The sequence below is a fragment of the Neoroseomonas lacus genome, assembly GCF_014644535.1.
GTDB classification, from domain to species: domain Bacteria; phylum Pseudomonadota; class Alphaproteobacteria; order Acetobacterales; family Acetobacteraceae; genus Neoroseomonas; species Neoroseomonas lacus.
The window spans coordinates 1-23,204 of sequence record NZ_BMKW01000008.1; the positions used below are offsets into that span (position 1 = coordinate 1).

Consider the following 23,204-nt stretch of genomic DNA (forward strand, 5'->3'; position numbering starts at 1 on the left):
CTCGCCGCGCGGTGCCCGCCCACGGGTGCGGGCCATGTTGGTCGAGGCCCAGGTCTCGTCGATGAACACCAGGCGGTCGGGATTGAGATCGATCTAGCCCTCGAACCACTCCCAGCGCCGCGTCAGGATGTCGGGGCGCTGCTGCTCCGCTGCGTGCGCCGACCCTTTTTCAGCGTGATCCGCCGCCGCGCGAAGAACCGCCACGAGGTGGCGACGCCGACCGGCACGCCGGCCTCGGCCAGTTCCACGCGTAGCTCGCTCAGCGTGATGTCCGGCATCCGCTCCAGCAGTCCAAGGATCAGCGGCGCATGGGCCTCGATCCGACCCGAGCGGCGATCCCCACCCAGTGGCCCCGGCGCCACCGAGCCCACCGAGCGCTTCAAGGACGCCCAGCGGATCGCGCTCGAAATGCCGACGTCGAAGCGTGAGGCGGCTGCCCGGCACGAGGATCCAGCCTCGATCGCCGCCNGAGGCTTGAATCAGATACGCTCCGCGTCGGGGAAGGGATTTCGCGATTCAGTCAGGTCGGATGCCGCTCTAGCCAGCAGTTGGATAGAGATTGTCACGTATTGGGATCGTCGGTTGCGTGCCCCCGCATCCATTTTGGCCGAACCCAAGAACGCATTAGGCCCGACGGCACCCTCCCTCGGGCCTCTTCTCCCATCATGCGCCCAGCATACCCATGCCACCAGCCAGACCAGGCACCACCACGTCGGCCGCGCTAAGCATCGCTGTCAGCTCACCGATCAACTCAATCCGTGGCGCGCCGCCAACCTCGACCGCCGCGCCGAGGCGGATCGCCAAGCCGCATTGCGCGCGACACCCACGATGCATGCCGGCGGGGCTTCGCCACACGGGCAGGGTTCTTGAGCGCATTGTCCGCATCACGCCAGCCGACCCAGGCGGGATCAACCACGTGCAAGATCAATGACCGGCAATTGCCCTTGGACCGGCGCCTGATGCGAAGCGCAGGATGGCCTCGAACCCATCCTCCCTGCCGTCGGCCGGCGAGCGGAGGTTCAGGTCGCCGCCAAGTTGCTCCGCTATCATCCGCACAATGGAGAGCCCGAGGCCGGATCCTTGCTCCGGCCGTGACGCAAAGCGCGCCGGCAGGGCCTCGAGCCGCTCCCGTGAGGTCACGGGCCCTCCATTAACGACGCGCACCGCACCGTCGGGAAGCACGCTGATGTCGACGATCCCATCGGCTGGGCCGTGACGCAGCGCGTTCTCGATCAGGTTGCGCAGGGCGATCGCGACGGCGTCCAGATCAGCGGCGACGATCAGGTCCGGCAGTCCACCATCGTCAAAGTGCAGCCGTGTGCCCACGCCTGGCTGCGCCGCGAATTCCTCGACCAGCAGCTGCAACGGCACGAGGAGGTCGACGGGATCCCGCCGCAAGGTCGCGACGCTCTCGGCCCGGGCAAGCTGCAGCAACTTCTCGAGGCGCGCGGCGAGGCGCGCTAGCCCCGCCGCCATTTGCGCAGCGTCCCGCTGCATCGGACTGCCGGGCGCGGCCTGCGCGGCGAGCAACTGCGCCTGCGCCATCGCCACCGCGACGGGCGTGCGCATCTCATGCGCCGCATTGGCGCTGAAGTTACGCTCCGCCTCGAGTGCGCGGCGCACACGGCCGAGCAACTGGTCCACCACATCACGAATCGCGGCGAGCTCGTCTGGCAGGGGCCCCAGCGCCAGGGGGGCGAGGTTTCCGCCACCGCGGCGCGCTATCTCTGCCCGCAGCTTGCTCAGTGGCGCGAAGCCCTTGCGGAGGAGGATGGGGATCAGCACCAGGGCAAGGACAACAAGGCCGAACAGCGGCCCCAGAAGCCGCACCAGCGTCGGCAGGACAGTATGCCCCCGATGCCCTGCCGGTTCCGCTACCGAAATCACATAGCGGCGGTCTGGCGTGGCTTCCGTATAGACCCGCGCGCCGCCGATGGTCGCGAAGCCAGGCGGCAGCATGGACGCCTCGGATGCGCCATGGGAGTTCATCACCAGGCGACCGTCGCCGGTGAACAGGCGCCAGGTGGTGTATTCGTCGTGCGGTGTCGCTTCGCTGACCACCAGGGGCGGCTGCACCGGCGCCGCGAGGCGCTCGGCATGTCGGGAAATGATGCCGCCGAGCAGCATCTGCGCTTCCTCCTGCAGGATACTGTCGAATACTTCGTTGATCTCACGCACCACGACGAAGGCCGCGGTGCCGGCCGAGGCCGTCCATAGCGCCAGCAGAAGGCCGCCGACCATCCAGCCGAGCCGGCCGGCCAGGCTCGACGGGGCGGGCCGCATCACGCCGGCACCCGGTACCCGACACCACGCAGCGTTTCGATCAAGGCAGCGCCAAGCTTCTTGCGGATGCGGCTGACATAGACTTCGACCGCATTGCTCTCCACCTCCTTGCCGAAGGCATAGATCGCTTCCTCGATCTGCTCGCGCGACACCACGGCTCCACGCCGCTGCAGCAGCCGGTCGAGAATTGCCCATTCGCGGGCGGTCAGGATGACTTCGCGGTCATCCACATGGGCGCGGCGCTCCTCCCGGTTCAGCCGCACCGGGCCGCGCCGGATTTCAGCATCCGGGCGCGTCGCCGACCGCCGCACCACCGCCGCGATGCGCGCCTGCAACTCGCCGATATCGAAGGGTTTGACCAGATAGTCGTCGGCGCCGGCCTTCAATCCTTCAATCCGATCGCTGATCTGGTCGCGCGCGGTGAGGATGATGACGGGGCGCCAGTCGCCCCGGCCGCGAAGCCCTCGCAGGACATGGAGACCGCTGCCGTCCGGCAGTCCGATATCGAGCAATACCATGCCGTGCTCGTGACCTTCGAGCGCCGTGGCGGCCTCCGCCCGACTGCTGACGCGGTCCACGGCATGCCCCGCCAGGGCGAGGTGCGCGCTGACGGCCCCGCCCAGCGCCGCATCGTCCTCAACCAGCAGAATTCGCATGTCTCACACGCCCGTCATCGGCGTTCAGCGTGCCGTCAGCTTGGTGACGTAGCAAGCCACTTGAGTCTGCGGCAGGCCTCGACGCGCGAGGTGAATCTGTCCGCCCGGAGGTACCGTTCCATGCCGCTCCCGTCGACCAAGGTGTTCCTCGCAGGCGCCGCCATGGGCAGTGGGGGTTATACCCTGACCCCACAGGAGGTCGGGGATTTCGACTTCAGTATCCTGGGCTATCCCAGCGGATCCTGGGTAACCACGATTGGCGACCTGAACGGGGACGGGGTCGCGGAGATCGTCACCGGCGTGCCCGGCAGCAGCGACAAGTCGGTCGGCGGCGGTCGGATCTACATCAATTTCGGCAGCGCCACGGGCGGCACGGCCGCCGCGCTCGGCGACGCGACGAGTTCCATCCGGATCGACGGCGCCCTGGTGGACGACCACGCCGGTGTCGCGGTCGCCGCCATTTCGGACCTGAACGGCGACGGGCTGTCCGACATCCTGGTCGGTGCCCCGCTGGCGGACCCCGCCGGCGCCGATGCCGCCGGCAGGGTCTATGTCGTCTGGACTGGGGTGGCGGCGGCCAGCATCGACCTGAACGACCTCAACAGTTCCGGATCCGGCCAGGGCTTCACCATCTCCGGGCAGGCAGCGGGGGACCATGCCGGCGCGGCACTCGGCGCGATCGCCGATCTGAATGGGGACGGCAAGGCCGAGATCCTGGTTGGTGCACCCGGCAGTGATGCGGGCGGGCTCGATTCCGGCGCCGCCTATATCGTCTGGGGTCGTTCGGCGGATTCGCCGGTCACCCTGGCATCCGTGGCCACCGGAACCCGCGGCTTCCGCATTACCGGCGAAGCGGCAGGCGATGGCGCGGGCAGCGCCATCGTCGCGGTCGGCGACCTGAATGGCGATGGCAAGGCGGACATGCTGGTCGGCGCGCCGGGTAGCGATGCCGGCGGCGTTGATGCCGGTGCCGCCTATGTTGTCTTCGGCAAGGGGACCGGCACGGCGGTGAGCCTCGTCAATGTGGCGCTCGGCAGCGGGGGCTACCGCATCACCGGCGCCTTCGACGGCGAGCAGGCCGGCGCGACGCTCGCCGCGCTTGGCGACGTCAACGCGGATGGGCTGGGAGATATGCTCGTCGGCGCAGCGGATGGCGTCTACGTCCTCTACGGCAAGGCCGACACGGCGGAGATGAGCCTCGCCGACGTCGCCGCCGGTATCGGTGGTTTCATGATCGTGCCGGAAGGCGGGACGGACCTGACCGGCCTGACGGTCACCGGCGGCGGCGACCTCAACCGCGACGGCATCGCCGACATCGTGATCGGCACGCCGCAAGACGCCGAGGGCGGGTTCCAAGCGGGCGCCACCTATGTGGTCTGGGGCGGATCCCGGGGGGCGATCGACCTGGGACTGGTCGCGCTCGGCGCCGGGGGCGCGAAAGTGGTCGGCGCCGCCGGGAGCTTCAGCGGAAGCAGCGTCGCCATCGCGCCAGACATGAACGGCGACGGGGCTGCCGATCTCGTCATCGGCTCCCCGGGGGGCACGAACCCGGCTGTTAGCATCCTCTACGCCCCGACGTCGTGGCAGCCGGATGACAATGTCTACGGCAGCAATGCGGCCGACGTGCTCGGCGCGGGCGATGGCGGCCGCCACCTGGTCGGCGAGGGGGCCGACATCATCTACGGCTTCGCCGGCGACGACAGCATCGCCGCCGGCGGCGGGGCCGACTACCTCGATGGCGGCACCGGTGCCGACACACTGGCGGGCGGCACCGGCGACGATTCCTATGTTGTCGATGGCGCGGCGGATGTGATCGTGGAAGTCGCGGGCGAAGGCAGCGACACCGTCATGTCCTCGGTGAGCGCCACGCTGGCGGCGAATGTCGAGGCGCTGCTGCTGACGGCGGCCGGACGCACCGGGACCGGCAACGCGCTGGGCAATCTGATCGCCGGGACCATCGGGGTGGACACCCTGCTTGGCCTCGCCGGTGCCGATACGCTGCTGGGTGATGGCGGGGCGGATTCCCTCGATGGCGGCACGGGGGCCGACAGCCTTGTCGGTGGCGCCGGCAATGACCGCTACGTCGTCGACGACGCTGGTGATGCGGTTGGGGAGGATGCGCTGGGTGGCACCGACACGGTCACCGCCGGCATCGACTACGTGCTCGGCGCGGAGATCGAGGTACTGGTGCTGGCCGGTTCGGCGCATGTCGGCACCGGCAATGCGGCGGCGAATACGCTGTTCGGCGGTGCCGGCGATGACAGCCTGGTCGGTATGGGGGGCGCCGATTCCCTTGTGGGTGGCGCGGGCGTCGACACGCTCGATGGCGGTCTGGGCATCGACACCATGGCCGGTGGCGCCGGCAACGACCTGTATATGGTCGATGCCCCGACGGACCGCGTGGTCGAGGTCTCGTCTGGTGGGACCGACACGGTTGCGGCCTCGGTTGACTATACGCTGGCAAGCGAGGTCGAGGTCCTAGTCCTGACCGCATCCGGACATCGCGGTACCGGCAATGCGGCGGCGAACCTGCTGCTCGGCAGCACGGGCGGCGACACGCTCGATGGCGGGCTCGGCGCCGATACGCTCGAAGGCCGCGCCGGCGACGATGTCTACCTGGTCGGGCAGGCCGGCGATGTTGTCATGGAAGCAGCCGGCGGCGGTCATGACGAGGTGCGTGCCTCGGTCAGTTGGACGCTGGCGGCGGAGGTCGAGGACCTTGTCCTCACCACGGCTGGGCTGACCGGCACCGGCAATGCCCTCGGCAACGCGATCACCGGCAGTACCGGCGCTGACACGCTGGACGGCGCGGGTGGTGCCGACACGCTGACGGGCGGCGCTGGGGACGACCTCTACCGCGTCGATGATGCGAGCGACGTGGTGGTGGACAGTGCGGGCGCCGACACCGTCGTCGCGACCGTGGACCACGTGTTGGGCGATAGCGTCGAGACGTTGCTGTTAGAGGGTACGGCGCATCACGGCACGGGCAATGCCCTTGCCAACCTGCTGCGCGGCGGTGCTGGCGACGACCTGCTCGAAGGTCGCCTCGGCGCCGATACGTTTGAGGGTGGCGGCGGCGGCGACACCATGGTGGGCGGTGGCGGCGACGACGTCTACCTGATCACCGACCCGGGCGATGTCGTGATCGAGCTGGGTGGCGAAGGGCTTGACACGGTCATCGTTTCAACCAACTGGACACTGGCGACGGGCATTGAGGGCGTGCAGCTTCTCGGTACTGGACATAGTCTTACCGGCAATGCAGAGGCCAATACCATCAGTGGCAATGCCGGCGACGATACGCTGGATGGCGACCTGGGCGACGACCTCGAACTGGGCGGGGACGGCAACGACGTCCTAGTCAGCCATGCGGGCCACGACACGCTGTCGGGCGGGTCCGGCGACGACCGCTTCGAGATCCATGGCGGCAGCGCCCGCATCGAGGATTTCCTCGGCCACGACATCATCGACGCCAGTGGCGCGACAGACGATTCCCTGATCGATTTGTCCGGCACGGACAGCTGTAGCATCGACGGTCAGTACTGTGACCTCGGCCAGGGTGGAACGGCGGCGGGACCGCTCGATCTGCAGTTCCTGCAGGATGTGACGGGCTCCTTCGCCGATGACATCACCATGGTGCGGAGCCTGGTGCCGCAGATCGTTGCCGCGCTGCAGGGTGTCCAGCCCAACAGCACCTTTGGCGTCTCCAGCTTCCGCGACAAGCCATATGGCAGCTTCGGCGGGTTCGGCGACTGGGTCTACCGCCAGGAGACGGTGCTGTCGTCCAATACCGCCGCGCTGACCAGCGCCTACACGGCCATGGTCGCCAGCAACGGTGCCGACGGGCCGGAGGCACAGATCGAGGCGCTGATGCAACTCGCACTGCACACGACGGATGTCGGCTTCCGCACGAACTCCGCGCGCTTTGTGGTGCTGTTCACCGATGCACCGTTCCACGTCGCCGGTGATGGCATCGCAGCGGGTATGCCGCTGGCCAACAATGGCGATGCGGTTATGGACGGGACGCCGGCAGGCACCGGGGAGGATTATCCCGCCATCGCGCAGCTACGGGCCGCGCTGGAACTGGCGAACATCATCCCGGTCTTCGCCGTCGCCGGCGGCAATGATGCCGCCTACCAGGCGCTGGTGACGCAACTCGGTCGCGGCACCGAGGTAACCTTGACGTCGAACAGCTCGAATGTCGTTGCGGCGATCAGCGCCGGCCTGACCGAGGCCACGCGCACCCTCATCGAGGATGCAACCGGCGGCATCGGCAACGACACCATCCGTGGCAACCTCGCCGACAACCGCCTGGATGGCGGTGATGGCCGGGACATGCTGTTCGGTGCGGAAGGGCGCGACACGCTCGTGGGCGACCTCGGCAACGACAGCCTCAATGGCGGTGCCGGCGGCGACAGCCTGGCAGGCGGTGCGGGGGACGATGCCTATGTCGTCGACGATGTGGCGGATGTCCTGACCGAAGCATCGGGCCAGGGCCATGACACCGTCACTGCGATGCGCGACTGGGCGCTCGGCGCAAATATCGAGGACCTGGTGCTGAGCGGTGCGGCGACCCGCGGAACCGGCAATTCACTGGCGAACGTCATCCTGGGCACCGAGTTGTACAACGCCCTTGGCGGTGGTTCGGGCAATGACACGCTGCTCGGCCAGGGCGGCAATGACGCGCTGAACGGCGGGCTTGGCGCCGACAGTATGGTCGGCGGCAGCGGCAACGATACCTATACGGTGGACAACCTGCTTGACGTGGTCGTGGAAGTTGCCGGCAACGGCAACGGCACCGACACCGTACGTACGACGCTCGTGAGCTACACGCTCGACGTCAATGTCGAGAACCTCACCTTCCTCGGCACCAGCCCCTTCGCCGGCAACGGTAATGCGGCGGCCAACGCCATCACCGGTGGCGCCGGTGACGACACGTTGCTCGGCCAGGGCGGCAATGACGCGCTGAACGGCGGGCTTGGCGCCGACAGTATGGTCGGCGGCAGCGGCAACGATACCTATACGGTGGACAACCTGCTTGACGTGGTTGTGGAAGTTGCCGGCGACGGCACCGACACCGTACGCACGACGCTCGTGAGTTACACGCTCGACGTCAATTTCGAGAACCTCACCTTCCTCGGCACCAGCCCCTTCGCCGGCAACGGTAATGCGGCGGCCAACGCCATCACCGGTGGCGCCGGTGACGACACGTTGCTCGGCCAGGGCGGCAATGACGCGCTGAACGGCGGGCTTGGCGCCGACAGCATGGTCGGCGGCAGCGGCAACGATACCTACACGGTGGACAACCTGCTCGACCTGGTCGTGGAAGTTGCCGGCGGAGGCACCGACACCGTTCGCACGACACTCGCGAGCTACGTGCTGGATGCCAACGTGGAGAAGCTCAGCTTCATCGGTACGGGTTCCTTCACGGGCATCGGCAATGCAGCGGCCAACATCATCACGGGCGGCGCCGGCAATGACGTCCTGTCCGGCAGCCGGGGTGCCGACACCATGACCGGGGGCCTAGGCGCGGACATCTTTCGCTTCGACAGCAGCGCGGATGGCGGCGATCGGATCAGCGACTATGTGGCGGGGGTTGATGTGATCGAGGTCTCGGCTGCGGGCTTCGGCAGTGATCTCGTTGCCGGCATCGACCTCCTGGCGACCGGACATTTCACCGAAAACCTGACCGGGCTTGCGGAATCGGCGGTCGGGATCGGGCAGTTCGTCTTCGAGACGGATACCGCACGGCTCTGGTGGGATGCTGATGGCGTAGGCGGGGCCGCGGGAATCGTTCTCGCGACATTGTCAGGCGCGGCCAGTCTGACCGCGACCGAAATTGGGGTGATCGCATAGAGCAGGCGGCAACATGGCAACGGACCTGCGAACACGCCCGGTCCTCGACGCGCTCGATATGGCGGTGACTACTCGGAAGCCGGCTGATGTCGTGCACCATAGCGACCAGGACAGCCAATACACGTCGCTGACGTTCGGGATACGGTGCCGGAGGGCAGGCGTCCGCCCGTCCACCGGTTCGGTCGGCGACGCCGGTGATAGCGCCATGGCCGAGGCCCGCATGGACGCGCTCCACTTCATCGAGGGCTTCTACAATCCGACGAGACGACACTCCGCCCTGGGCTACCTCTCGCCCATCGAATGCGAAGCGAGGACCATGACCGCGAAAGACAGAGCGCTACCCGCAAATCGCCCACGGAAACGGGGCAACTTCAACTCCACACCGAGGCTGAAGCACTCCACCATGTCGCACAGGAGACCCTGCTCCCGGCGGCATGGCTGAAACCAGACAGCCCCCGGCAGACCCGGGGCGGTTCAGCCCACGTTCAATAGGCCTTCACTTATTCACCAGCACCACCGCCAGATTCGGCCCGCATATCCGCAAATAGAGTCTTTGCGACAATCATCGCTTCTCTCACGGCAGGCAGGCCAATATAGCCGCAAAGGTGCAGAAGGGCTTCGGACAATTCGTCTTCAGTCCAGCCCGCTCGCCGAGCCATGCGCAAATGAATAGCCAATTCAGGCCAAGCATGCGTGGCGGTGTCGGAGATCAAGCAGATCAGGGTGCGTGTCTTCGTATCGAGGCCGGGTCTTGACCAGAGTTGTGCGAAGACCGCCTCGCGAGCGTAGTCGCCAAACTTCTCCATCATCGGGTCGTCATAGACGCCCTGCATGCTTGCCAGTCCAGCCTGGCCAATAAGCTCTCGACGGACAGCGTCGCCCCTGTGCCAGAGTTCGCTCTTGGCCATCGCCACGTTCTCCCTTGCCGTTGTTGCCGCAGCCTAGGCGGTCTCGATGGTTCAGCAAACTCGACGGCGCAGCCAGGGTGCAAGAATTCCCGCAGAATGGGACCCGCGCCGTTTGGGGGGACTTTGAGCCTCGGATCCAGCGACCCCGCACCATAGGATCGTCGTTCCGACTTTCGTGATCGGCGCGCCTCTGCCTGAACTAGCACTTGACGACAGGGTGCCGACCCTCTGAGGCTGCATTCAACGCCGGATCATAGGGCGGGTATCGCAATCAGATTTGCTGGCTGCGGGACTCCGTTGAGAAGAGCCATGGGGAGAGGTTTGTCCTGGATAAGCAGGGCCTGTCTTTCTCTTGTGGCTGATCCGCACAAGGGTCGGACACCAAGGGAGAACGCCATGCTCACTAATCGTCGCACGCTTCTGGCCGGAGCCGGTGCGCTCGCTGCGGGTCGTGCCTTCGCACAAGGCACTGGAGCCCCCATTCGCATCGGTCTCTTGCACGACCTGTCAGGCCCCTTCGCCGGTGCTGGGTCGGTGCCGCTATCCGTTGGCGCCGAAATTGCGATTGAACTGTTCAATGAGCGCGGCGGGGTGGATGGGCGGATGGTTCAGGCTGTCGCCGCCGACAGCCAGAGCCGTGCCGAGGTGGCGATCAACGAGGCTGAGCGCCTGGTCAGCCAGGAGCGCGTCGATGTCATCGTCGGTGTGTACAGCTCCGCTCACGCGGTCCCGCTGGCGCAGCGCATGCAGGCCCAGGGAAAGATCCTGTGGATCAACAGCGCTATCGCTTCAGCGGTGCTGAAGGGCAAGCACTTCACCCACGTGTTCCGCCCGACCGTGCATTCCGACCAGTACGGCGAAGGCAGCATCGAGTTCCTGGCCGAGCATTGCGAGCGGGCGACGCGTATCGCGCCTACCCAGTTCAAGCTTGGGATCATCTATGAGGATGGCCCTTATGGCGTCGGTGTCGCGACGGCGCTTGAGGAAAACGCGCGCCGGGTCGGCATGCCGGTGGCGCTGAAGGAAGGGTATTCCGCAACCGCGCCCGACCTCTCCACGCTGGTGACCAAGCTCCGTCGTGCCCGGCCGGATGCCGTCCTGCAGGTCGGCTACAACCCCGACATTACGCTGTTTCTACGCCAGGCCAAGGCGGGCGGGCTTCGTACCCGCATGCTCATCGGCCACGGTGCTGGCTATTCGCAGATCGATCGTCTGACCGAGACCTTCGGTGCGGAGATCGACCATTTCTGCAACGTCGACCCGGCCGCGACCCAGATGCTCGACCCGTCGCGCCTGACGCCGCCGGCACGCGAACTGCAGCAGACCCTGCTGACGCGCTATCACGCCCGCACGCAGTCCAATGACCCGCCGACCCATGCCTCGATGGGCTTCAACAACACCTGGGTCTTCCTTGAACATGTTCTGAAGCCGGCGGTGCGCGAAGGCGGCGGGTCGATCGACGCCATGCGTCGCGCCGCCCTTGGTGTCGACATCCCCGTCGGCGGCACCATCCAGGGCTATGGCGTGAAGTTCAATCCGCCCGAGCACGAGATGGCGGGGCAGAATGGCCGCTCCGTTGCCGTCGTGATGCAGTTCGAGAACGCACGGTCCAAAGTGGTTTGGCCGACCCCGATCGCCGGCGGACCGCCGGTAATGCCACTGCCCGCCGGCAGCCCCTTCGCCCTGCGTTGAAGGTGCATCCGATGCGGCGCCCATCACGCACCCCCAATGGGGGTGCGACTGCGTGAGCATGCTTCAGGTCTCGGGGCTGACAAAGTCGTTCGGCGGCTTCACCGCCGTCGACAATGTCAGCTTCAGCGTCGAGGAGGGCCAGATCCTGGGCCTCCTCGGCCCCAACGGCTCGGGCAAGAGCACGACCTTCAACTGCATCGCCGGCATGCTGAAGCCGACTGCGGGCAGTGTGAAACTGGCCGGCGAGGAAATCGGCGGCCTGAGCGCGGATGCAACATGCCGCAAGGGGATTGGGCGCACTTTCCAGATCCCGCGGCCATTCCGCGAGTTGACCTTGCTCGAGAACGCCATGCTTGCCGCCCATTTCGGCAGCGACGGTCATCTCTCGCATGATGAGGCGGAAGCAATCGCGCGCGACGCCCTGACGCTGGCGCAGTTGCCGACCGATGCCAATGCCGTCGTCGGCGGGCTCGGTGCGGCGGGGCTCAAGAAGCTTGAACTCGCCCGCGCCATCGCGACGCGGCCGAAGTTGCTGCTGGCCGATGAGTCGCTCGGTGGCCTCGACGGTGGCGAGATGCGCCAGGCCGCGGACATGCTGAAGCGCATCCGCGACGAGCGCGGCATCACCATCGTCTGGGTCGAGCACATCATGGGCGTATTGCTGTCGGTGGTGGATCGCGTCCTGGTGCTCGACCATGGCGCGGTGATTTTCGAAGGCACGCCGCGTGAGGCGCAGCAGGATGAGAAGGTGGCCGAGGTGTATCTCGGACCTCCCGAGACACGCGCCGCATGACGACGACCCATGGGGGAGGGGGATCCGGCTTGATGGAGGGGCAAACGCTCAGCCTCGAGGGAATCCGTGCCGGCTACGGCGATTTCCAGGCTCTGTTCGATGTGGGGTTGAAAGTCGCGCCCGGGGAGGCCGTGGGTGTCGTCGGCCCCAATGGCGCGGGCAAGACGACGCTGCTGCGCGTGATCTCCGGCATGTTGAAACCGAAGGCCGGCACGGCACGCTTCGGTGCTGCCGACCTCGCGGCCCTTCCAGCCCATGCGCTGCCCGGTATCGGGATCGCGCACGTACCGGAGAATCGCCGCCTCTTCCCGCATCTCTCAGTCGAGGAGAACCTGAAGGTCGGCGCCTATATCCCCAGCGCCCGAAAGCATTTCGCCGAACGCCTGGATTATGTGTTCGGCATGTTCCCCCGGCTGAAGGAACGCCGGCGCCAGCTCGCCGGCACCATGAGCGGCGGCGAGCAGCAGATGTGCGCGATCGGCCGCGCGCTGATGTGTAGCCCGCGCATCCTGTTGCTCGATGAGCCTTCGGCCGGCTTGGCGCCGCTCGTCGTTGCGCAGGTCTTCGCGCTGGTGCAACGCATCCGCGCTGAAGGGCTGACGGTGCTCATCGTCGAACAGAATGTGGCGCAGGTCCTGCGCGTGGTGGACCGCGCCTACGTTCTCGAAGCCGGGCGCGTCGTGGCCGAGGGGACATCGGCACAACTGGCCTCGGATCCGATGATCCGCAGTGCCTTCCTGGGAGGGCACTGAGTTGGATCCGTTCCTGCTGGAAGCGATCGTCAATGGCATCCTGCTCGGCGGCGTCTTTGCCCTGCCGGTGCTGGGCCTGAACCTGGTCTTCGGTGTCGTAGACGTCGTCTGGCTCTGTTACGCGGAACTGGTGATGGTCGGCATGTACTGCGTGTGGTTTCTCTACACGCAGGCGGGCTGGCCATTGATCGCTGCCTTCGCGGCATGCTTGCCCGTGGTCGCCGGGCTGGGGCTGCTGCTGCACCAGCTCGTGGTGCGGCCATTGCTGAGCAGTCCGCCCATCACGCAGGTGCTGGCGACCGGCGGTGTCCTCTTCATTCTGCAGGGCGGGGCGATGCTGATCTTCGGCACCGATTTCCGCTCGCTGGGCGTCGAGATGCCGCCGATGGAGGTTGGCGAGATCTTTGTCTCGGGCACCAAGCTCATCGCCTTCGTGGCGGCATTGGTCGGCGCGGGTCTGCTCTGGACCTTCCTGAAGTTCACCTATGTTGGCACCGCCATTCGCGCCATCGCCCGCGACCGCGAGGTGATGCCGCTGATGGGGGTCGATCCGCGCCGCATCTACCTGGTGGCCTCGGCGATCGGCGGCACGCTGGCGGGCCTCGCGGCGTGCCTGCTGGTCGTGCAACTCGACGTGCATCCCTTCATCGGGCTGAGCTTCGGGCCGATCACCTTCATGATCTGCGTCATGGGCGGGCTCGGGAATATGCTGGGCGGCTTCCTCGCCGCCTTCCTGATGGGCGTCATCATCTCGACCGGCGGCTTCTGGTGGAATACCGAGATGAGCTACGTCGTCGCTTTCGCCTGCTTCATCGTCGTCATGTTCGCGCGCCCGAGGGGGCTGTTTGCCCGATGATCAGGATTGCGATTGCACTGTTCGTCGCCCTCGCGGCGTTGCCTCTGCTCGGGCTGCCCGATTACTTCCTGCATCTCGGCATCGCGACGATGCTCTCGGCGCTCAGCTTCACGGGTTGGGCACTGATGGGGCGCTTCGGACTGGTCTCCTTCGGCCATGGCGCCTTCATCGGCATCGCCGCCTATACGATGGCGCTGCTGTGGAACGAGGTGGGGCTGTCGCCCTGGCTCGGCGTGCCAGCCGGGGTGGCGCTCGCTGTCGCGGCGGCGGCGCTGCTGGCCTACCCCTGCTTCCGGCTGCGGGTGGTGGGGCATTACTTCGCGCTGGTCACCCTCGCCGCCGGCGAGATCGTGCGCATCCTGATCATTGCGCTGCGCGACCACACCGGCGGCTCGCTCGGCATGACGCCACGACTTGCCCCGGACAATTCCTTCGCCGCGATGCAGTTCGACAAGCACGGCTTCTGGTGGTTGGCCGTTGCGGCCTGGGGCTTCGGGATACTGGTGTGGTGGTGGATCGACCGCAGCATGTCGGCCAAGGCGCTCGCGGCCATCAGCGAAGATGAGGACGCTGCGGCGTCGATCGGCATCCGCGTGACGCGTGAGAAAATGATGATCACGCTGATCTCGGCCGGCCTCGCCGCGTTGGGTGGCGCGCTGGGGGCGCAATACCGGCTCTACCTCAACCCTGAATCGCTGGCGGGCATTGGCATCTCGCTGCAGATCGTCTTCGGCGCGCTGGCCGGCGGCATGTATTCGATGCTGGGGCCGACCGTGGGCGCGGCCTTCACCATCGCCCTGGAGGAGACGCTGCGGGTGTCCTTCGGCACGGCCTTCATCGGCGCCGCGCCACTGGTCTACGGCGTCCTGCTGGTGCTGTTCATCCTGTTCCTGCCACGCGGCATTGTCGGGTGGTTCGAACGAAAGCGTTGGGCACCGCGCGTGGGGCGTTAGAGCAGATCCGTCCGGGTGGAATCACCCGGGCGGGTGAAGATGCTCGCTCAAACAAGGCGAGAGCGGTTCCACCCTCGGGGGAACCGCTCAAATGCGTGTTCCGATCGACGGAAACGGCCTGACCACCACAAGGCCACTCAATGGATCGGTGGTCGGATGAAGGTGCTGGCCGGTGCCGATGCAACTACTCTAGCCGCAGGCGGCGAGGCGCCGGCGAGCATCATCGCCTCTTACCCGACCACGGATCCCAAGCATGCCGAGGTGCGACGCCGATCTGCGCTGCCTGGCACGAGACCTTCGGAAAGCCATCAGCTTGGTCAGGTACGTGACGTGACCTGCTTCGTGGCCCTGAAGGCCCTGGGCGGCAGTGGGGGGATGATGCCCCCTGCGACGGCCCGGCCGGGGCGACCGAAGCCGGCCGCTATCAGTCCTCACACGCCGGTCGCACCTGCCGCATCTTCGCTCGCCGCCGTCTTGCCTCCGGACTTCGGCCGCTTCCTCCATTCATCGAGCCGCTGCAGCAGCACGAAGAAGGACGGCACGAACAGCACGGCGAGGCAGGTCGAGGCCAGCATGCCGCTGAACACGCTGATGCCAAGCGAGCGCCGCGCATTCGCTCCCGCGCCGGTCGCCAGAACCAGCGGCAGCACGCCCAGGATGAAGGCGAAGGAGGTCATCAGGATCGGCCGCAACCGCATCCGTGATGCCGTGACCGCGGCTTCGAGGATCGACTTGCCGTGGATGAGGCGCTCTTCGCGCGCCACCTCGACAATCAGGATGCCATTTTTCGCCGACAGGGCGATCAGCAGCATCAGGCCGATCTGCACATAGAGGTTGTTCGCCGCACCGACCGCCGTCAGCGCGAGCACCGGGCCGACCAGCGCGAGCGGCACGGCCGAGAGTACGGAGAATGGCAGGATCCAGCTCTCATACTGTCCGGCCAGGCAGAGATAGACGAGCAGCAGCGACAGCGCGAAGACATAGATCAGCGTGTTGCCGGTGACATTCTCCTGATACGACATCGCCGTCCATTCGAAGGCGACGTCCGGCGGCAATACCTCGCGGGCGATGCGTTCCATCGTCTGCATCGCCTGGCCCGAGCTGAAGCCTTGGGCCGGGCTGCCGACGATCGTCGAGGAGGCGTACAGATTGTACAGCGTGACCAGCGGCGGCCCGGCCGCCTGACCCATGGTCGCGACGGCGCCCAGCGGCACCATCTGATTGTCCTGGCTGCGCACATGCAGGTTCAGCAAATCGTCAGGGTTGAGGCGGAAGCGCGCATCCGCCTGGACATAGACCTGCAGCGACTGCCCGAACTTGTTGAACTGGTTGACGTAGGACGACCCGACATAGTCCGTCAGCATGGCGAAGACATCGCCGACCGGCACGCGAAGCTGTTGCGCACGCTCCCGATCGACCGTGATCGACACCTGCGGCGCATTGGCGCGGAAGGTGGTCAGCACATTGCGTAGCGACGGTTCGTGTGATGCGCGTTCGAGGATCTGGCCGGTCAGCGCGTCCAGCTTGGCATAATCGAAGCTGCCGCCGAGCAATTCGAGCTGCATCTGGAAGCCGCCGGCATTGCCGATGCCTTGCACGGGCGGTGGCGGCAGTACCACGGCCCGTCCGTCCTGCAACGCGGCCAGGTCGCGCGACAATCTTTCATAGAGCGGCAGCAACCCCTGATCGGGGTGTGCATCCCGCTCGGAGAAGGGCTTCAGGATGACCCAGGCCACGCCGGCATTGGACAGGTCGGCGAAATTGTCGAGCGGTGACACGCCTGCAAGTGCGATCACCTGTTGCACGCCGGGGATACGCTGGACGATCTGTCGGGCCTGCTCCAGAGTCGCCGTCGTACGGCCTAGGGCCGCCCCTTCCGGCAACTCGATCGACAGCAGCAGGTAGCCCTGGTCGTCGATCGGAATGAAGCCCGTCGGGATGCGGGATAGGCCATACAACGCGCCGCCCGAGACCAGCAGCGCGATCACCACCATCACGCCGCTGATGTGGACCATGCGGGCGATGATGCTGGTGTACCAGCGTTCGAAGGCGTCATAGACGCGGTTGAAGCCGCGGTAGAAGAAGTTGCGCTTTTCCGGCGGCACCGGCGTGCGTAGCCACATGGCGCACTGCGTCGGCTTCAGCGTCGCAGCATTCACGGCGCTGATCAGCGCCGTCGCGGCGATCACCAACGCGAACTGCGCGAACATCTGCCCGGTCAAGCCGGGGACGAAAGCGGCCGGCAGGAAGACGCTCATCAGCACCAGGGTGATGCCGATGATCGGGCCGAACAGTTCCCGCATCGCTTCGATCGCGGCGTCGACGCCGTTCTTGCCTTCCTCGATGTGCTTGGTGACGCCCTCGACGATCACGATCGCGTCGTCGACGACGATGCCGATGGCGAGCACGATGCCGAAGAGCGTCGTCAGGTTCACCGTGAAGCCGAGGGCCGCCATGCCGGCGAAGGCGCCGATGATGGTGACCGGGACGGTGGTCGCCGGCACCAGCGTGGCGCGGAAGTTCTGCAGGAACAGCAGGATGACGACCAGCACCAGGAGGCCCGCCTGGTACAGCGTGGAATAGACTTCGTTGATGGAGTCGTTGACGAAGGTGGTGGTGTCGTAGGGGATCGAGAAGCGCAGCCCCGCGGGGAAGCGGCGCGACAGGTCCTCCATGGTGCGGCGGATGGTCTGGCCGACCTGGAGCGAATTCGCCTCCGGCGTCTGGTAGATGGCGATGCCGGCGGCCGGACGGCCATCGAGATGGAAGTCCTGTGCGTAGTTCTGAGCGCCCAATTCGACCCGCGCGACGTCGCGCAGATAGGTCAGGCGGCCGCCCTGCGCGGTCTGGTCGCGAATAACGATGCTGGCGAATTGCTCGGGCTCGTTCAGCCGGGACTGGACGTTGATGGTGTACTGGAATTGCTGCTCCGGCGGGGCTGGCGGGGCGCCGACCTGTCCGGCGGCGATCACCTGGTTCTGCTGCTGGATGGCATTGATGACGTCCGCCGGCTCGAGGCCGAAGGAATAGAGCTTCTCCGGATCCATCCAGACCCGCATGGCATAGAGGCCGGCGCCAAAGACGGTGACGGAGCCGACGCCCGGCAGGCGCGACAGCACATTGACCAGGTTGATGGTCGCGTAGTTGCTGAGGAAGCCGCTGTCGAAGCGATTATCGGCTGAATCCAGCGCCACCATCTGCAGGATGGCGGTGTTCTTCTTCTGGACGCTCACGCCTTGCGCCTGCACCGGCGTGGGCAGGGAGGCGAGCGCCAGCGAGACGCGGTTCTGCACCAGCACCTGCGCCGTATCGGGGTTGGTGCCGATGCGGAAGGTAACGGTCAGGCGATAGGTGCCGTCCGGCGCGCTGGTCGAGGACATGTACAACATGCCGTCGACGCCATTGACCTGGTTCTCGATCGGCAGGGCGACGGTGTCGATGACGGTCTGCGCGCTGGCGCCGGGGTAGTTGGCCGTGACCATGACGGTCGGCGGCACGATGTTGGGGAATTCGGAAACCGGCAGCCGAAACAGCGAGACCGCGCCGATGACGACCAGCACGATCGCCAGCACATTGGCGAGGACCGGGCGCTCGATGAAGAATTTCGACATACCGGCTCGTTCCTACTCGGCGACCGTGGTCGGCTGCGGACGCGCATGCAGACCCGGCGAGGCCCGCCACAGTTCACCCACTACGATGCGGTCATCGCGATTCACGCCGCTGGTCGCGACCTGCCAGGCGCCAACGAGCGGGCCAAGCTGCACATAGCGCTTCTGCACCACGTCATTCTGGTCGAGCACGAGCAGGAAGCGCCCGCCCTGGTCCTCCTGCAGCGCGCGCTGCGGGACCAGCAGCGCCGATTGCAGGGTGCGGCCCATCGGCAGGCGGACATTGACGAACATGCCCGGCAGCAGCGTCCGGTTCGGGTTGGGCATGATGCCGCGCACGAACAGCGTGCCCGTGGTGGAGTCGATCACCGGCGCGACGTAGTTCAGCGTGCCGCGATGCGTGAAGCCGGTCTCGCCCTGCAACTGCACCTCGATCGGCACCCGCTGCATCTCGGCCAGGGTGAAGCGACGCTGGTCGAGATTGGCACGCACCTGCTGCGCCTGCTGACCGCTGATGTTCACCTCGACATAGATCGGGTCGAGCTGGAGGATCTCGCCCAGGATCGCGTCCTGCCCGCTGCCGCCGACGACATTGCCGGGGTCGAACAGGTGGCGGCCCATCTGCCCGTCGAAGGGCGCTCGGACCTGGGTGTAGTCCACATTCAGCTGGGCGATGTCGATCTGCGCCTGGGCGGCGATGATGTTCGCCTCGGCCGCGGCGCGCTGATAGACCCAGTTGTCGACCTCGACCTGCGTCGCGGCGTTGCGCCGCACCAGGGCAGTGTAGCGCGCGACTTCGGTCGTCGCATGGGCCAGCGCCGCCCGCTGCAATTGGAGCTGGGCCTGCGCCTGGCGCAGCTGCGCCTCATACTGCGCCTTCTGGATGGTGAAGAGCAGGTCGCCCTGCCGGACGATGGCGCCGTCCGGGACATGGATCTGTTCGAGGTAGCCCACCACGCGGGCGACCAGCTTCACCTTGTTCACCGCCGCGGCATTGCCCGTCAGCGTCATCGTCTCGCCAACCGCCTGGGTGCGCGGCGAGGTCACCGGAATGGTCGGCAGCGTCGGCGGGGCGGCCTGGGCCGTTGTCGCCGGCGCGGCCGGTTGGGCGGCCTGTGGCTGCGGCGCGCCCTGGCTCGGGGGCGCGGCCGTCGGCGGCGACGCCGGTGTCGCCGGGCTTGCTGAACTGCTGCGTCCGGTCACGTCGTCCCACAGCCGGTTGATCACGCCTTGCGCGCCCGACCTTTCCGCAACGAGGACGGCTGGCAGGGCGATAGCGACGGCAAGCACGCTGCGCCGTGTCGCGACACGGCGGACCAGGGCGAAGCCACGAAGGAGAGCCTGATTCATGATCATCACCATTGCGGTGCGCGGATGTCGGGACCGCGGTCGGCGGGGCCGGGGAGGCCAGGGGTCGCGGGTTGGGGCGTGCCGACGGGCGGCAGCAGCTGCCCCCAGTTGGTGCGGGCGCGCATCTGGTCGCGCGTCGCGTCATTGACGAAGTCATTGCCCTCGCGCAGTTGCCAACCGCCGCCGAGCGAGCGGTACAAGGCGGTCAACGCGGTGGCGCGGCCTCCTTGCGCGACGGCCAGGCTGTTCTGCGCGGCGAGCAGGTTCTGTGTGGCCGTGAGCACCGTGGTGAAGTCCCGCGTGCCCATGCGGTACTGATCCATCGCGATGGTCAGCGCCTCTTCCGCGGCCCGCACGCTGCGACGGAGCAGCGTCACCTGCCGCCCACCCTGGAGGTAGCCGCTCAACCCATTCTCGACATCGCGCTGCGCATTCAGCACCGCGTTGCGATAGTCGATCAGCAGCCCTTGCAGCCGCGCATCCTGCACCCGGACATTGTTGGTGATCTGCCCGTAATTGAGGATCGGCCAGCTGAAGCTGGCCCCGAAGGCGAACTGGATCGCGCTGGAGGTGAACATGTCCGAGACGCGGTTGCCGCCGACATTGCTCGCCTGGGATCCGAACACGCCGCTCAGCTTGAAGGCCGGATAGAGCTCGGACAGCGCCATGCCGATCTGCTCGCTCTGCGCGGCGGCGCGCAATTCGGCGGCGCGAATGTCCGGGCGGCGGCGAACGAGGTCGGCCGGTATGCCGACCGCGACGGTCTCGGGCGGCCTTGGGATGTCGGGCCGCCCGGCCAGCAGCGTGTCCATCGCCTGCGGGGCCAGACCCAACAGCACCCGTAGCGCCGCCTGGCCCTGTTCCAGCTGTGCGGTCAGCTGGGGCACCGTCGCTTCGGTCTGCGCCAGCACATTCTCTGCCTGCGCCACGTCAAGGCCCGTGCTGACGCCGCCGCGGAAGCGGTCGCGCGCGATCTGCAGGGCGGTGCGCTGACGGGCCACATTGGCGCGAGCGATGGCAATCTGCGCCTGCAGCGTGCGGATGCCGATATAGGTCGAGGCCACGTCGCCAACCAAGGTCACCAGCACCTGGTCGTAGCTGGCGATGGAGGCGAGATAGGCGGCATCGGCCGACTGCACGCCGCGGCGGAAGCGGCCCCAGAAATCGAGTTCCCACGTCGCGCTGGCCGCCAGGGCGCCACGCCAGAATTCGCCGAGGCCGGCCTGGGTCACGCCGCTCGGGTCGTTCTCGCTGGGACGGAGGTAGGAGAGCGAGCCGCCGACAGTCTGTGCCTGCGGATAGAACTCGCCCCCGGCCACGCCGAGTTGCGCGCGCGCCTCCAGCACCCGCGTGCCGGCGGCGAGCAGCGTCAGGTTCTGCCGGTAGGCCGTGTCGACCAGGTCATTCAGCGTCGGGTCGTTGAACACCGTCCACCAACGTTCATAGGTCGTGCGGTCGGTGGTCACGGCGGGGTCCCCGGCCTGGAGCCAGCGCGCCGCCAGGGTGGCCGACGGCTCCGTGAAGTCGGGGCCGACCTTGCAGGCCGCGAGTGGCAGCAACACTGCCAGCACCGGCACGCGGATTCGGAAAAAGACCGAGCGTGTCATAGGACCCGAGCCTGAGGTTCGTGCGGAGAATACACGTTGCGCGCGCATCGCCGAATCCGACATTGCGCCGTGGGTTGAAGCAGCATCAGGCGCCCGCGCCATTCGCGGCCAATCCGGCCTCCGATTCCGCGCGGGCCCGCTCGATCGCGCGGGCGAATTCCGACCACAGCAACGCCGTCGGCAGGAAGGGCGGCTTGCGCAGGATGGTCACGGCCAATTCGGCGCGGTCGGCAACGAAGTCGAAGCTCGCCTCGACCTCGCCAAGCGGCGTCGTGCCGGCAACCGTGCCGGACCGGTGATCGTCATCGATGCGGAACTCGAAGCCGGCGGCATCGTCGCGCGCGGCGATGCGGTCGAGGATATCGATGGACACGTCGCTGAAAACCCGACTCGACATAAGGGCGGAGACTCCAGGCTTGTGGCCACCATGCGCCCTTGTCGCAGCCGCCTATGGGGTTCGTCCAGCCTGCCATCGCCGGGTTAACTGCCCGTTCCCGGGTGCCTCCGATCAACAGTGCGGCACAGCCTCGTCGCCGGGCCGCGGTCCGGGTCAGCTCAACGGCGCGAGGGCGGCCGGCATGCGTGTCAGGGAGGTTACGGCGGCATGGCTGATGACCTCGCCCACCATGATCAGCGCGGGGCCGCCGCGGGCCCAGCCTGCCGCATCGTGCGCGACCGAGGCCAAGGTCCCGACCAGGACACGCATGCCGGCTGTCCCACCATTCTCGATCACCGCCGCCGGCGTCGAGGCGTCGAGCCCGGCGGCGACCAGCCCCGCTTCCAACTCACGCAGGGTCGAGACACCCATGTAGACCGCCAGCGTCTGGCCGGGCCGCGCCAGCCCGACGAAATCAACGTCGAGTCGTCCGTCGCGCGTGTGCCCGGTGACCAAGGTGACCGACCGTGCAGCGTCGCGATGCGTCAGCGGAATCCCCGCCTGGGCCGCGCAGGCGAGGGCGGCGGTTACCCCCGGCACCACCTCATGCGCGATGCCGGCTTCGGCGAGGGCCGTCGCTTCCTCGCCACCTCGGCCAAAGACGAAGGGGTCGCCGCCCTTCAGCCGGACCACGCGTTTGCCGGACCGGGCGAGGCGGACCAGCAGCGCGTTGATCTCTTCCTGCGGTAGGCAGTGATTGGCCCGTGCCTTGCCGACGAAGATGCGGTCCGCATCGCGCCGGGCCATGTCGAGCACGGCGTCCGACACCAACCTGTCATGCACGATGACGTCGGCCTCGCCGAGCAGGCGTTGTGCGCGCAGCGTCAGCAGATCGGCCGCCCCCGGGCCGGCGCCGACGAGGTGGACGAAGCCGGCCGGCCGGCCGTCGGCGTCCAACAGCGCGGTGGCGAAGGCGGCCTCGGCGTCGCGGGTTCGGCCAGCCAGGGCGAGCGCGGCCGGCGGTCCTGTCAGCACGCGTTCGAGGAAGCTGCGCCGCGCACCGAGATCTGGCAGGGCGCGCCGCACCGCCGCGCTCATCCGCCCGGCCAGCGCAGCGAGCCCGCCGATCGCGGGTGGCAGCACCGCTTCGATCTTCTGGCGCAGCATGCGCGCCAGTACGGGGGCGGCGCCGCCGGTCGAGATGGCGACCGTGACCGGATCGCGGTCGATGATCGCCGGCATGATAAAGGAACACAGCGCCGGGCGATCGACGATATTCACCGGAATGCCGCGCGCTTGGGCCGCGTCGGACAGCGCGCGCAGATCGTCCTCCGCCGCATCGGCGCCGACCGCCAGGGCGACGCCATCCAGCAATGCCGCGCTGAAGTGGCTGGCGCGGCGGATGATGGCGCCGGCGGCGGCGAGCGGCGCCGCCTTGCGGTCGGCGACCTCCCCGTTGCCGAGCACCAACACCTGGCGGCCGTGCAGATCAAGGAATGCGGGGAAGTGGCGCATGG

At 67.3% G+C, this 23,204-nt stretch carries 16 protein-coding genes and 1 pseudogene; 7 read left to right on the forward strand and 10 right to left on the reverse strand.

All coding sequences use genetic code 11. The features are described from left to right. Positions 1 to 122: 122 nt before the first annotated feature. The 4 genes from IEY36_RS16050 to IEY36_RS16065 all read right to left on the reverse strand — a co-directional run bounded on the left by IEY36_RS16050 (position 123) and on the right by IEY36_RS16065 (position 2,939). Complete coding sequence (locus IEY36_RS16050; RefSeq protein WP_188968423.1) at positions 123 to 383, reverse strand: hypothetical protein; 261 nt, start codon at positions 381 to 383, stop codon at positions 123 to 125. 280 nt (positions 384 to 663) lie between these two features. Then, positions 664 to 804, reverse strand: a complete 141-nt coding sequence (locus IEY36_RS16055) for a hypothetical protein (RefSeq protein ID WP_188968425.1) — start codon at positions 802 to 804, stop codon at positions 664 to 666. A 120-nt stretch (positions 805 to 924) separates the two neighbouring features. Further along, positions 925 to 2,127 carry an ATP-binding protein gene (locus tag IEY36_RS16060; RefSeq protein ID WP_188968427.1) on the reverse strand — a complete coding sequence of 401 codons (1,203 nt, stop codon included), beginning with the start codon at positions 2,125 to 2,127 and terminating at the stop codon, positions 925 to 927. 155 nt (positions 2,128 to 2,282) lie between these two features. After that, positions 2,283 to 2,939, reverse strand: coding sequence for a response regulator (locus tag IEY36_RS16065; RefSeq protein ID WP_188968429.1), 657 nt, complete (start codon positions 2,937 to 2,939; stop codon positions 2,283 to 2,285). Between the two features lie 120 nt (positions 2,940 to 3,059). Here IEY36_RS16065 and IEY36_RS16070 point away from each other — a divergent pair, with 120 nt between their 5' ends. Both IEY36_RS16070 and IEY36_RS30655 read left to right on the forward strand, forming a co-directional pair. Then, positions 3,060 to 8,792, forward strand: a complete 5,733-nt coding sequence (locus IEY36_RS16070) for an FG-GAP-like repeat-containing protein (RefSeq protein WP_188968430.1) — start codon at positions 3,060 to 3,062, stop codon at positions 8,790 to 8,792. 4 nt (positions 8,793 to 8,796) lie between these two features. Beyond that, positions 8,797 to 9,117 (forward strand): annotated as a pseudogene (locus tag IEY36_RS30655) (IS3-like element ISMxa1 family transposase); the annotation flags it as partial. 175 nt (positions 9,118 to 9,292) lie between these two features. On the opposite strand, the gene IEY36_RS16075 reads toward IEY36_RS30655, so the two are convergent. After that, entirely contained in the window at positions 9,293 to 9,700 is a 408-nt protein-coding gene (locus tag IEY36_RS16075; RefSeq protein WP_188968432.1) for a carboxymuconolactone decarboxylase family protein, read from the reverse strand. A 396-nt stretch (positions 9,701 to 10,096) separates the two neighbouring features. On the opposite strand from IEY36_RS16075, the gene IEY36_RS16080 reads away from it, so the two are divergent. From IEY36_RS16080 to IEY36_RS16100, 5 genes are read left to right on the forward strand one after another with little or no spacing between them, the layout of a single operon-like run. Continuing rightward, the gene (locus IEY36_RS16080; RefSeq protein WP_188969092.1) at positions 10,097 to 11,392 is read left to right on the forward strand and encodes an ABC transporter substrate-binding protein; all 1,296 of its coding nucleotides are present in this window, start codon (positions 10,097 to 10,099) and stop codon (positions 11,390 to 11,392) included. 58 nt (positions 11,393 to 11,450) lie between these two features. Then, positions 11,451 to 12,185 carry an ABC transporter ATP-binding protein gene (locus IEY36_RS16085; protein WP_188969094.1) on the forward strand — a complete coding sequence of 245 codons (735 nt, stop codon included), beginning with the start codon at positions 11,451 to 11,453 and terminating at the stop codon, positions 12,183 to 12,185. Next, positions 12,182 to 12,937, forward strand: coding sequence for an ABC transporter ATP-binding protein (locus IEY36_RS16090; protein WP_229681361.1), 756 nt, complete (start codon positions 12,182 to 12,184; stop codon positions 12,935 to 12,937). Before IEY36_RS16085 ends, IEY36_RS16090 begins: the two co-directional genes overlap by 4 nt. 1 nt (position 12,938) lies before the next feature. Further along, positions 12,939 to 13,793, forward strand: coding sequence for a branched-chain amino acid ABC transporter permease (locus tag IEY36_RS16095; RefSeq protein ID WP_188968434.1), 855 nt, complete (start codon positions 12,939 to 12,941; stop codon positions 13,791 to 13,793). After that, positions 13,790 to 14,746 carry a branched-chain amino acid ABC transporter permease gene (locus IEY36_RS16100; protein ID WP_188968436.1) on the forward strand — a complete coding sequence of 319 codons (957 nt, stop codon included), beginning with the start codon at positions 13,790 to 13,792 and terminating at the stop codon, positions 14,744 to 14,746. The genes IEY36_RS16095 and IEY36_RS16100 overlap by 4 nt, the downstream gene beginning before the upstream one ends. A gap of 431 nt (positions 14,747 to 15,177) precedes the next feature. Here the strand turns inward: IEY36_RS16100 and IEY36_RS16105 are convergent, their stop codons facing one another. The 5 genes from IEY36_RS16105 to cysG all read right to left on the reverse strand — a co-directional run bounded on the left by IEY36_RS16105 (position 15,178) and on the right by cysG (position 23,202). After that, positions 15,178 to 18,357, reverse strand: a complete 3,180-nt coding sequence (locus IEY36_RS16105; protein WP_188968438.1) for an efflux RND transporter permease subunit — start codon at positions 18,355 to 18,357, stop codon at positions 15,178 to 15,180. A 12-nt stretch (positions 18,358 to 18,369) separates the two neighbouring features. Then, positions 18,370 to 19,704, reverse strand: coding sequence for an efflux RND transporter periplasmic adaptor subunit (locus IEY36_RS16110; protein WP_188968440.1), 1,335 nt, complete (start codon positions 19,702 to 19,704; stop codon positions 18,370 to 18,372). Positions 19,705 to 19,709: 5 nt separating this feature from the next. Next, complete coding sequence (locus IEY36_RS16115; protein ID WP_229681362.1) at positions 19,710 to 21,311, reverse strand: efflux transporter outer membrane subunit; 1,602 nt, start codon at positions 21,309 to 21,311, stop codon at positions 19,710 to 19,712. A gap of 85 nt (positions 21,312 to 21,396) precedes the next feature. After that, the gene (locus IEY36_RS16120) at positions 21,397 to 21,684 is read right to left on the reverse strand and encodes a hypothetical protein (RefSeq protein WP_188968442.1); all 288 of its coding nucleotides are present in this window, start codon (positions 21,682 to 21,684) and stop codon (positions 21,397 to 21,399) included. A 177-nt stretch (positions 21,685 to 21,861) separates the two neighbouring features. Next, positions 21,862 to 23,202: a siroheme synthase CysG gene (gene cysG, locus IEY36_RS16125; RefSeq protein ID WP_188968444.1), complete on the reverse strand. Its 1,341-nt coding sequence runs from the start codon at positions 23,200 to 23,202 to the stop codon at positions 21,862 to 21,864. Positions 23,203 to 23,204: the final 2 nt, after the last annotated feature.

Coding starts and splice junctions, on each gene's coding strand:
- IEY36_RS16080 (WP_188969092.1), top strand. CDS start 10,097: ATGCTCACTAATCGTCGCACGCTTCTGGCCGGAGCCGGTGCGCTCGCT.
- IEY36_RS16090 (WP_229681361.1), top strand. CDS start 12,182: ATGACGACGACCCATGGGGGAGGGGGATCCGGCTTGATGGAGGGGCAA.
- IEY36_RS16110 (WP_188968440.1), bottom strand. CDS start 19,704: ATGAATCAGGCTCTCCTTCGTGGCTTCGCCCTGGTCCGCCGTGTCGCG.
- IEY36_RS16065 (WP_188968429.1), bottom strand. CDS start 2,939: ATGCGAATTCTGCTGGTTGAGGACGATGCGGCGCTGGGCGGGGCCGTC.
- IEY36_RS16075 (WP_188968432.1), bottom strand. CDS start 9,700: ATGGCCAAGAGCGAACTCTGGCACAGGGGCGACGCTGTCCGTCGAGAG.
- IEY36_RS16100 (WP_188968436.1), top strand. CDS start 13,790: ATGATCAGGATTGCGATTGCACTGTTCGTCGCCCTCGCGGCGTTGCCT.
- IEY36_RS16105 (WP_188968438.1), bottom strand. CDS start 18,357: ATGTCGAAATTCTTCATCGAGCGCCCGGTCCTCGCCAATGTGCTGGCG.
- IEY36_RS16085 (WP_188969094.1), top strand. CDS start 11,451: ATGCTTCAGGTCTCGGGGCTGACAAAGTCGTTCGGCGGCTTCACCGCC.
- IEY36_RS16115 (WP_229681362.1), bottom strand. CDS start 21,311: ATGACACGCTCGGTCTTTTTCCGAATCCGCGTGCCGGTGCTGGCAGTG.
- IEY36_RS16070 (WP_188968430.1), top strand. CDS start 3,060: ATGCCGCTCCCGTCGACCAAGGTGTTCCTCGCAGGCGCCGCCATGGGC.
- cysG (WP_188968444.1), bottom strand. CDS start 23,202: ATGCGCCACTTCCCCGCATTCCTTGATCTGCACGGCCGCCAGGTGTTG.
- IEY36_RS16060 (WP_188968427.1), bottom strand. CDS start 2,127: ATGCTGCTCGGCGGCATCATTTCCCGACATGCCGAGCGCCTCGCGGCG.